The following is a 10223-nucleotide window of genomic DNA, read 5'->3' as shown; positions in this document are numbered from 1 at the left end:
CGCGTTGCGCATCAATGGCCTGACGGCGCCTTATGTCATTGACGGCGCAATGGATGGGCCATCGTACCTCGCTTATGTTGAGCAGATCCTCGCGCCGACGCTGCGCAAACGCGATATCGTCTTCATGGATAACCTGCGCACCCACAAGATCGACGGCGTTCGCCAGGCGATCGACACGGTCGGCGCCAAAGTGCGCTATTTGCCGGCCTACTCGCCGGACCTCAATCCGATCGAAATGGCATTCTCAAAGCTGAAGACGGCGCTGCGCAAGCGGGCCGCTCGCACCGTGACAACGCTGATGAAGTTGATCGGCAAGCTCATCAAGACATTTGCACCCGAGCAGTGCTGCCAACTACTTTCGACATGCTGGATACGCGTAGTGACCCATATCAAGTGGAAACCGCTCTAGCCACGAGCTCTCTCCTCTGTAGATATTCGAGCTTCAACTAATGTGATGAATTTGCGTTCCAGATAACTAGTCCAGGTTATCAAGCCCACGGACAGATTCCCTGATTTGCGACCGATCGGCAATAGCGAAGAAGCCCTACCGGGGCGGCTTTCGCGCGCCCTCAGGTTGCGATAGGCTTTGGCGATCATGTCCGATGACACCAGCCAGCCGCCGCAAAAGAGCGAGGAAATCGTCAAGATGATGCACCTGCGCGGCGCGACGATGGCCTGATGTACAAAATGTTCAAAGGCGGCAACCCTGCTGAGGGCAAGATACAGTTCACGATGGACGAATACCTCCACCACACGCACATGCTCACGGCGTCTGTTAAGCAATTCGTCTCGATTTTGCGACGAGTTTGGGCGGATCAGGGCCTATGCGAAAGCTTGGCAGCGATCAATCGTGAAGGACTTCAGGTTTGAGATTGGCCGCCACGAAAGCCTCAAGGACGCGTATCTATATAACTTTCCCCGCATGAGAGGCGCGCGGGCCCATCCGACAAGGCAGCGGTCGCACAGGCGACCGAAAGCTTTCGAAACCGAGACAATTTGTGTCGGATAGGCCGCTTCGCAATCCAGGGCGGCGGGGAGTCCTGCCTACATCGGGGGAATCATCTATTCTTCTTCCGGCACCTCCTTCAAGACCTCCTCGGCGTTCTTAGGAACATTCTTAAAAAGTGTCTGCAAATCTGTCAGGCTGAGAACTGGCGCCGAGCGCATCTGATCCTTAGCTGCTGTTTTCGACTCGTCGATTTCGTTGAAGCGCCTATCCATCTTTCTAAGATGAGCGTAGCATCCACTATCGATCGCAAAAGCCTGAAATTTCCTTGCTGCGATTTGTGCGTTAGCGCGCTGGCCGCTTGGTGGATGATCCTATAGTCTACGAGGCGACTAAATAGCGACTTCCAGTCCTCCTCCTGCTGAAGCAGCTGTTCTGGCACTAGACAGACATTCATTTTCCTGCCGAGGCAAAACTCCCTCAGAACGTAAATGCCGGCGATGAGGATGTTCTGTTCGTCGATCTGGGAATCTTGCTTAAGCTCCTCGATGTGCCGCTCGAGATTTGATCGACTAAGGACGCGGATTTCATCCATGCCTACCGCTTCGCCCTCGCTCGGACTCATAGATTCCAAAAATAGCGACAGCACGTCACGCGGAACGCCACCGCCCGCCACAACTAGGCGCGCGAACCCCTCTCCCTTGAATAAGGCCTCGAGCTCTTTCTTATCCATTCCCGCACGGCGCCCGTACTCCATCAGCATCTGCCAATTCTGGCTTTCTGTCCGCGAGAAATGGCTAAACGTGTAGTCGATGTTGATCGGCTGATAGTCGTGACGCTCCTATGCCCCGATGGGTTGCCCATCGCGGTCAGCAAACATTGTGCCGCATGGTCGCAATTTTGAAAAACAGAGCAACGTCTTTACAAAGGCGGTGAATATCGCGCCAGGCCGGTAGAGGATGCTGATCGGCACATCATAGGTGATGGAGGGCCGGCCCATCATGAATAGCTATCGCCTTCAGATATCCATGTTCTTTAGAGCCATAATGGCTTTGTTGAGCGCGTTCGAGGCTTGCTTGAGGCCGTCCACATATTCGGCTGTGACAACGGCCTCGGAGGCGCCTGCCGCATGGACGCGGACTTGGCGCCCCCCAAGGCCTGCCCAAAGCTGATCAATGTTCGCTCGTTCTCGCTCCAACTCCTCGATGATCGACCCGGGTTTTGTCATCCCGCTTTCCTTACCCATCAGGTTTGACTGTTGTACTCGGGGCCTCCGTTAAACTCGGCGAACCGGCGTGTTCGCTCATCGTATCGCCAGCACGCTCGGGTGGTGTGACCGCTTGTGAACGTGCCGCGATACCGAATGAAGACCCAGAAGAACAGATGCATGTCGCCGAAATCGGGGCGGTCACCTTCGTAGTCGTCAAGCTCCACATCATTCCACGCAAGCCCCTCATCCAGATCATTGCGGGGCTCGCCAGGCACGAGGACAGCAGAGATCGCAAGGGAATGGTTGTGGTCGTAGTTGACCGGGGCTGGCGGCTCTGCATGCACGCTCAGACTTACTTGCATAGCTTCGATGACGGCAGGGAGCTTCCCATAGTTTGCGACCGAGTAGGTGACGGACAACCTCACCCCCTCGGTCCCGTTTTCCCAATCCTCCAAACGTACGATTGTGAGAGGGCTCACATTGAAGACGAAGACATAAGGGCGCTCGATCTTGGTGAGGGTATCTTCTGCAACACGAGCTTGCCGAGTAGCCGTCTCAGATGCGACCTTGGCGTCATCCAAGCTGAGCTTGATCAAACGAAGCTGATAGAAGAAGAGTGCCGCTTGGACTGTCGCCACAGTGAATTGCAGCGAAGTGAAAAAGCCACTTGCATCCTTGGTGAACCAACCGAGCAAGGGCTCGCCTGTTCTCGCAGACGGCATGAAGGCCATTTCCACCGCAAAAGCGGCAACCGTAAGCAAGCAACCTATAACAACCTCGGGCACTCGGAACTTCAAGCGAGCTTGTCTGTCGAGAGGCGCCATTGGTCCGCACCCGTAATGCAATCTGTGGATTGCTACACCAATTTTTGGTTCGATTGACTAGGAGGCTTCCAGCCCCTGTTCGAATTTGCTTGCGAGAGGACGGACCTTCTCCCCGCGAAGCGTCAACGAGATACTCCGCACGTTGAGCGCGGCTTAACGTCTAATGTATTCGCCGTCAGGTTGGCACCTATGCAGACAAGTAGGTGCAGGACTTGACTTGCCGTGTCCGGTTGCGGAACGCTGCGCGCCGCTTGTGCTGGTTTGCCGCGTTCCGGACCGTAGCGGAAAGCAGCGCAATGGCCGCATTGCTCAACTGCCCCATCGAGGAGGAGCGGTTGCTGTGACTTGGCTTAAAGCCCGGCGGGCTTCTCTGTTGTACACGATGACGAGTTCGATCCAATCATCTCGCCCCCTCGTCGTCACTAGTGCGGCATGTTTGATCTCCTTCACCCGCGTCCAGTTGACGACATGCATGTCCTAGCTGGCGTGCTGTGATATAGCGCCAGCTTTGCCCTCTCGTCTTTCTCCAGCTGTCTGGCACGCGGGTTGCTGAGCCTAGTATGGCTTGGTCCCTTATTGAATGACCCTCGTGAGGGCCAAGCCTGTTCGCGGCGCGACGGCGTGCGGGCGGCCGTTAGCAGCCGTCCGCACGCTTTCGGCAGTCGGTGCCGCCCACGTAGACGGAGATCATGGCATGACCCGAGAACAGGCTCTGAAGAAGCCATAACGACGGTCAAACAATACTTTCAAGGAAAGATCACAAAACGGGCCGTACTTGCCGCGATTGAGAAGCTGCAAGCGACTAGGCCGCCTCCAAAACAGAAAGGCCAATTTCGCCGATCTGCACTTCGATACCGCTTATCGCTCGATCAGTCCTCTCAGGACGGCTTCCGCACGCATAGAGACGGCCGTGTAGTGCCGTGCGGCCTTAATGGACCTATACCGCCCCGGATCGTTTTCCACGATGTTGGGATCAGCTAAACGCCGCTGGAGCCGCTTCCGGCGCCATGCCTGCACCCGGCGGAGCCGCGACAGCACAGACGGCCGCTCTTCGATGCTGGTCCGCTTCTCCCTCGTCACTCCGGTCGCTCCTCTTGAGGTTGCGAGCCTAGACCAACGTGCGGCGCAGAGGGAAGAGGTTCCCGGAATGCTACGGGATCGAGCGCGATCAATGGCTTCTAAAAGAAGTGTGGTTAACGGCCGCCCGTCGCCGGCTCGCGGACCTTCTGTTCTCTTGCGGCTGTCACCGGCTCGGACTAGTCGCTGGACGAGAGGAGATACATGCGATGAAAACGCGGACATTCAAACAGGGCTGAGAGAAGGCGCGAGCAGGACCGCAGGCAGTCGAACCGCGTCCGCCGGCTCGTCGGCATCACCGAGCGGCTGATGGCGGAGTGCGGCTCTACTGAACTCGCGAACGTAAGGTTGACCGTCAAACGCAGTATCGCGCGGCGGATGCAAGGCATCTTTCCGCCGGAGATACTCAGGGGCATCTAGCGGCACGCCACAGGCGGCAAAAGAAAGGCCGGACAAAGCCGGGCCTCTTCTGATTGATCGCTCGCAGGACCGCTCTATGGCCCCGAAGGCCTTTGACGAAGCTCTCCAGCGTGGCCCTATGGCTGACCGACCGTAAACTAGACATCAGATTTCTTGAGAGCACGCGTCCGCCACCTACGCGGACAAGCAGGTGTAGGACTTGGATTTCCGTGTCACGTTGCCGCGTCCCGGAGTGTATGCTCCGTCCAAGCGCCGTAGCCGAGTAGTGCGTGGAGCCTCCCGTACATCGCGTGCGTCATTTTGATGGGACTAGCCTCGCTTGCCGTCATAGCGGCCGCAATATTCATGCAATGAGGTGACCGACCTAGCGTTCAGCTGCGTTCGGTCGGTGTGTGCGGTGGCTCCCGTGTGCCGCCGGTTCTGATCTGCCGGAGCGCAACAAAATGGATGGTTGGATAGTGACAGTCTCTGTCCTCAAGGAAGACGGCCACGATGACGAAGATTTCAGGCACATAACTTACGTAGTGGCCCTCGCCGACCCGGCGGACGCGGTGAGAATGACCATAGCGGAATGCGGCGCAAAGGCCGCAATGCTAACCTGCCCGATCGACGAGAAGCAGCTGCCAAGACCTGGTTTGAAGCCTGGCGAGCTTCTGGTTGTACAAGATGACGAGATCAATCCAATCATCTCGCGGCCTCGGCGTATTAGCGTGGCACGTCTGATCTCGTCAGTCGTGTCCGGTTCATGACGTTGTGGTCCGGAAGCCGCCGCTCGCGCGAGTATTCAGTCCGCACAAGGTATGAAAGCGCGCCGTTTGCTTGTCTGCGCAATTGACCGTCTGGCACGCTGATTGCTGAGCCAGGTATGGCTTGGTCGCTTATCGATTGACCCTCGTGAGGGCCAAGTCCTCGCATCGCAACTAGTGCGGGCGGTCGTAAGCGGCTACCCGCACGTTTTTTTGTCGGGCCGGCTCTACCCTTGCGTAGTGACCGTCTGGCACATGAGTTGCTCAGATGCTTATCGGCTTGGCTGTCTATCTTCACGCCCCCCAGACAGCCAAGCTTGGCGTACCAAACTTCGCGCGGGTGGTTCCTCCAGCCGCCCGCGTCTTTTCCGTAGCATCGGGAACAGCAACACGCCGTGGAGATCATGGCATGCCCCGTGAAACTGAGATGGCAGCAGGGTGGATGGTTACGGTCGGCGTCGTCAAAAACGACAAGCTCCGATATGTGGCTTATGCTGTCGCAATGGCTGATCAGGCTGAAGCCGTGAAAGCTTCGTTGGCAGCCAGCGCCGGTGAAGCAACGATCGACAAATCCGAACTTCGCGAAGCCGATTTGAAGGGCCTCGGCCTAAAGGCCGGCGAGCTTGTGGCCATATACGATGATCGCAGTGATCCGCGGATGTCACGCACGTGGCGACCGCGCGGCAGAAGCTAGAGCGCTGCGACCCTCTCCGGCATACGGAGAACGGCATTCCCGGCTCAGTGCGAAGAGCTTCCATCGGCCGCTCAGCCTTAACGAGCCGGCAATGGCTTGTCAGATCTCCCCGAACCCAACCGATAAAAACGGTCAACGCGGCGCTGGTCGTTGGACTTCTTCGTTCGCGGTCTCATCAGCATCTTGCAGGAAACAGAATCTGCTGCAGAAGGCTGGCCGGAGCTCTGCCCGTGTGCTTCTCGATCGCTCGCGGCTGGCGCCTCTGGCCAACCGGGAGTCGCGGCGGCCTGAGGGCTGAGCTATCGTGATGCATGATGATGAATGCGAAAAGGAGAACTCAGACAGCCCGACTTGGCCAGCCACTCAGTCCCCTTTCATCAAAAATGCTGAGCCCGATGCTGGGCTCGTTCCGGCGGAGTATAATCGGGACAGCTTCGGTGAACCCCATGAGAGTATCGTTGCCGTGAATTGTGGCTGGACCGCTGCTCTCGCAGTCACCTACGGTCTGAAGGTGCCCTGATGATAGACACAACCGCTGAAGTGGCCCGACTGATGAAGGTGACCGAAGCAATCGTCGCCGAGTTGCAGCGGCAAGGTGTGGCTAAAGCGATAGCGAACCTCAGGTTCGACCCGCTCGAGTTGGCGCGGGTGGCGATCCGCGCCGCAGACGGCAACGTAGTTCAGTTCCGAAAGCCACCGAAATGACAATGGCGGATTGACCAAAGTCTTGCTCTCCGACGTTCGCGAAACCCAAGCCAAGCGACTTCCCGCGCCCCCGATTCAGCGCGATCATCGGCCCATCATGGCCCCGATGCACCATCCCCCCCGGCCGTCCGGGGGCGACCGCAAGGCGCTGACCAAGGAGCTGAAGCGCGCCCGGGCCGTGACTACCATGCTCGCCACCCGGTCGATCGAGAAGCGCGCGGCAATGCAAGCGGAGCAGAACAGAGGGAAATAGCCACAGACCGCCCGAGCCGGTGCCGACTTCGCTCCGATCTCCGGTTCACGAACTAGCTGAATCGACTTGTCCCAGACCGCCACGCATTGTCTGGACCCGCTGCTCCGGAGTCTACAAACGCGACCGGTGTTGAACCATGCGCGAATATAGCTCGCTCACGCTAGTCGATCCGGTCTTCGTTAATAGAAAGGGGAAGATCCCGTGCACGAAGCAGGCGAGAGCTGCCAATTGCATCCGCCAGAGAGGGGCCAAGCGGTTCGCATATGCTGAGTAGGTCTCGCCTACCGAGGCCGGATGCTGTGTGAACGAAATACGAACCATCGAACTCTCCTTGCTTGCGGACAAGAGTCCGCGCTCCTTGAACAGCAACATTGCATCCTTTTACTAAAGCCACCTATGTGTTAGAATTCATTTTCATCCTTCTGCGCATTCGGCGCGAATTGTTCGCGCAGCGTATCGACCAATACGGCGGGTAATCGATCCGACAAGTTGGCGAAGCTGCCCGGTAGAAGCTTGGCAATGGCATCGTCAACTTAATCGACCGCCGAGCTGACTCAAAGGTTCGAGATTAGGCGACAGCGCTTGTCGTGGAGATCTCGCGCCAAGTCGCAAAGGCTCGCTCGCGCGAAGCGCGACGGAAGTCGGCGGTGACGGTTCCGGGATAGGGGATGTAGAAAAGGTTCGCGACCTGATCGTGAAGTGACAGAAACCGTTGGGCCTGACGGAACAATTTGAAACGCTTCATGGAGCTTATCCGTGATCATCACGCGCGGCGGCGTGCCGGCAGATTTCAAGAGCTTCTTCATGAACCGCTGCGCAGCGCGCGAAGTCTCTTCGGCGCTGGATCAAGACGTCGAGAACGAAGCCATTCTGACCGACAGCGCGCCAGAGCCAATGTTGTGCGCCCGCGATCGAGATAACGACTTCGTCCAGATGCCATTTGTCACCGCGAGCGGGTGCGCGCTGGCGGATCCGATCGGAGAACGGCTTGCCGAATTTCCGCCCCACTGGCGCACGGTGGCATAGGTCACGCCAATGCCACGCGCCGCCAGGATTTCCTCGACCATGCGCAAGCTTAAGGGAAACCGGAAATACAACAAAACGGCACAGCTGATCACTTCCGGTGGGAAGCGATGGCGCCGATAAAGAGGGTCCCGGGTGGTCGGCATGCCTGTCGTCTACCCCCTCGGCCGCTCTAATTGTACGCATCCGGCCAGCACCCCGGGCAGGCGCGCCGGTCTGCCGCGGCGCTCAGGCAGCAGCCGCTTTGGACTGTTGGGTTGCCTTCCAATTCCACGGGAGCAGGTCGGCGACTCTGTTGACGGGGTGATCTGGAAGCCTTGCCAGCACGTCAGCGAGCCAGGCCTGCGGATCGAGATCATTCAGCTTGCAGGTTTCGATCAGGGTATAGACGGCGGCGGCACGATTGCCGCCAGCATCTGAACCTGCGAAGGTCCAATTTCGTCTTCCGACAGCCACGCCGCGTAACGCTCGTTCGGCAGCGTTGTTCGAGAGGCAGACGCGGCCATCGTCCAGGAAGCGCGTGAACGCCGTCCAGCGGTTGAGCAGGTAGTTGATCGCCTTTGCAGTATCGTTGCCTGATGAAAGCAAGGTTCGTTGCTGGCGCATCCAGATTTCGAGATCGGCGACGATCGGCCTGACTTATCACGACGTACCGCAAGCCGTTGTTCCGGCGTTTTGCCGTTGATGGTGCGCTCGATCTCGAACAGGATATCGATGCGTCGCACGGCCTCGCTGGCAATCGGCGCCTCTCCAGATTTCGCCAGGTCGAAGAACTTTCTGCGGCCATGGCTCCAACAGGCCGCTTCAAGGATCGGAGCCGGCTTCCTTTGGGCTTTGTAGAGCTAGTTATATCCATCGAAGGCATCGGCCTGCATGAGGCCCACATAGCCGGCAAGATGGCTTTGCGGATGCTCTCCAGCCCGGTTGCGTGAGTAGTAGAACAGGGCCGCCGGCGGATCCGTGCCGCCAAACGGCCGGTCATCGCGAACATAGGTCCAGATCCGGCCGGTAACCGTCTTAAGCTTGGCCAGTACCGGCACCGTCGTATCGTCGGCGTGGATGCGCTGCGCGCTCATGACGTGGATGCGGATGGCCTCAATAATGGGATCGAGTGCTACCACGCAGGCGCCGACCCGATCCGCCAGGGTCGAGACGTCGATCTCGATCCCTTCGCGGGCATAGGTCTTGCTCTGCCGGTTCAACGGCTGATGCAGCAGGAACTTGTTGACCAGCACCATCGCCAGCAGGCTCGGCCCGGCAAAGCCCCGCGGGATCGGATGGGAGGGCGCCGGCGCCTCTGTGATCGCCTCGCAATCTCGGCAGGAGAACTTTTCGCGGACATGCTCGATAATCTTCCAGCGCCGCGGCTCGCATTCCAGAGTCTTCGATACCACCTCGCCGAGCTTGTGCAGCCGTTCACTGCCGCACTTGCCACACGCGCAAGGCATGGGTTCGACGATACGTTCGACCGGCAGGTTATCCGGTAGGGGGCGTCGCGGCGGCCTTGGATTTTGCGTGCGATTCTGTTTGGCGGCTTCCGGCGCTGCGAACTCGGCTTTGGTTTCCTGCTCCGCCTGTGTCTCTTCAAGATCCTCGATGGCGAGTTCGAGCTGCTCGACCAGCAGCTTGCCGCGTTCAGAAGATTGCCCGAACTGCTCGCGCCGTGCCTTGGCCAGCATCAGCTTCAGCCGCTCGATTTCCAGCCGGCCGACGGTCACTTCGCTCTTCGCCAGCGTCAGCTGTTCGCGCTGCGCAATGATCATCGCATGCGCAGCGGCAAGGTCGGCGGGAAGCGGATCGGCGGGCGTCGTCACGAGGGCGAATCAACCATATTCGCGGCAAAAAATCCCGCTGGATTCCTGCCGTGAGTCAAAGAGCCACAGCTTAACCGGAAGCCTGTGGACGCCAGGTTGCCTGCGGCATTCGCCAGTCAATTCCGGAGAGGAGATAGGATAGTTGCGCAACGCTGATCGTCACAACGCCGTCCGCCAGTGACGGCCACAAAAAGCGGCCGCGCTCCAGCCGCTTCGTGAACAGACACGCGCTCTGGCCATCATGCCAGATGATCTTGATCAGGTCGCCGCGGCGGCCTCTAAAAACGTAGAGATCGCCAGCGTGAGGGTTCCGTTTCAAACCCTCCTGAACCAGACGCGCAAGGCTAGGGAAGCCTCGGCGCATATCGGTATGGCCGGTCGCGAGCCAAACCCGTACATTGCCCGGTATGGCGATCATCGGCGCTCAAGCACCTCGAGGACCCGCGCCAGCGCCTCCGGATCGACGTGTGCATCCACCCGGATGCGTCGTCGGTTGCCAAGATCGATCTCG

At 58.7% G+C, this 10223-nt stretch carries 10 protein-coding genes and 3 pseudogenes; 6 read left to right on the top strand and 7 right to left on the bottom strand.

Annotation, left to right across the window (positions count from 1 at the left end; all coding sequences use genetic code 11):
- Positions 1-380, top strand: a pseudogene (locus K359_RS55745) (transposase); the annotation flags it as partial.
- A 298-nt stretch (positions 381-678) separates the two neighbouring features.
- Complete coding sequence (locus K359_RS0144665) at positions 679-870, top strand: hypothetical protein (RefSeq protein WP_029084873.1); 192 nt, start codon at positions 679-681, stop codon at positions 868-870.
- A gap of 269 nt (positions 871-1139) precedes the next feature.
- Here the strand turns inward: K359_RS0144665 and K359_RS55740 are convergent, their stop codons facing one another.
- From K359_RS55740 to K359_RS0144650, 3 genes are all read right to left on the bottom strand, one after another.
- Positions 1140-1709: a hypothetical protein gene (locus tag K359_RS55740; protein ID WP_029084872.1), complete on the bottom strand. Its 570-nt coding sequence runs from the start codon at positions 1707-1709 to the stop codon at positions 1140-1142.
- A gap of 255 nt (positions 1710-1964) precedes the next feature.
- Positions 1965-2174, bottom strand: a complete 210-nt coding sequence (locus tag K359_RS57980; RefSeq protein ID WP_156929054.1) for a hypothetical protein — start codon at positions 2172-2174, stop codon at positions 1965-1967.
- A gap of 17 nt (positions 2175-2191) precedes the next feature.
- Positions 2192-2941: a hypothetical protein gene (locus K359_RS0144650; protein ID WP_156929053.1), complete on the bottom strand. Its 750-nt coding sequence runs from the start codon at positions 2939-2941 to the stop codon at positions 2192-2194.
- Positions 2942-4920: 1979 nt separating this feature from the next.
- Between K359_RS0144650 and K359_RS55735 the strand changes: the two genes are divergently transcribed.
- The 4 genes from K359_RS55735 to K359_RS0144625 all read left to right on the top strand — a co-directional run bounded on the left by K359_RS55735 (position 4921) and on the right by K359_RS0144625 (position 6875).
- Entirely contained in the window at positions 4921-5226 is a 306-nt protein-coding gene (locus K359_RS55735) for a hypothetical protein (protein WP_156929052.1), read from the top strand.
- A gap of 406 nt (positions 5227-5632) precedes the next feature.
- Positions 5633-5917: a hypothetical protein gene (locus K359_RS0144635; protein ID WP_156929051.1), complete on the top strand. Its 285-nt coding sequence runs from the start codon at positions 5633-5635 to the stop codon at positions 5915-5917.
- Between the two features lie 519 nt (positions 5918-6436).
- On the top strand, positions 6437-6622 hold the full coding sequence (locus K359_RS0144630) for a hypothetical protein (RefSeq protein ID WP_029084868.1): 186 nt from the start codon (positions 6437-6439) through the stop codon (positions 6620-6622).
- Between the two features lie 10 nt (positions 6623-6632).
- Positions 6633-6875, top strand: a complete 243-nt coding sequence (locus K359_RS0144625) for a hypothetical protein (protein ID WP_156929050.1) — start codon at positions 6633-6635, stop codon at positions 6873-6875.
- A 111-nt stretch (positions 6876-6986) separates the two neighbouring features.
- On the opposite strand, the gene K359_RS65270 is transcribed toward K359_RS0144625, so the two are convergent.
- From K359_RS65270 to tnpB, 4 genes and pseudogenes are all read right to left on the bottom strand, one after another.
- Positions 6987-7196, bottom strand: a complete 210-nt coding sequence (locus tag K359_RS65270; protein ID WP_029084866.1) for a DUF6356 family protein — start codon at positions 7194-7196, stop codon at positions 6987-6989.
- A 247-nt stretch (positions 7197-7443) separates the two neighbouring features.
- Positions 7444-8044: pseudogene (locus tag K359_RS55730) on the bottom strand (IS6 family transposase).
- Positions 8045-8126: 82 nt separating this feature from the next.
- Positions 8127-9661, bottom strand: a pseudogene (locus tag K359_RS55725) (IS66 family transposase).
- Between the two features lie 121 nt (positions 9662-9782).
- Positions 9783-10130, bottom strand: a complete 348-nt coding sequence (gene tnpB, locus K359_RS0144600; RefSeq protein ID WP_029084864.1) for an IS66 family insertion sequence element accessory protein TnpB — start codon at positions 10128-10130, stop codon at positions 9783-9785.
- Between the last annotated feature and the right edge of the window lie 93 nt (positions 10131-10223).

The organism is Bradyrhizobium sp. th-b2 (assembly GCF_000426785.1).
GTDB classification, from domain to species: Bacteria; Pseudomonadota; Alphaproteobacteria; order Rhizobiales; family Xanthobacteraceae; genus Bradyrhizobium; species Bradyrhizobium septentrionale.
The sequence above is the reverse complement of the archived record's forward strand: the minus strand, read 5'-3'. Positions and strand labels throughout refer to the sequence as shown.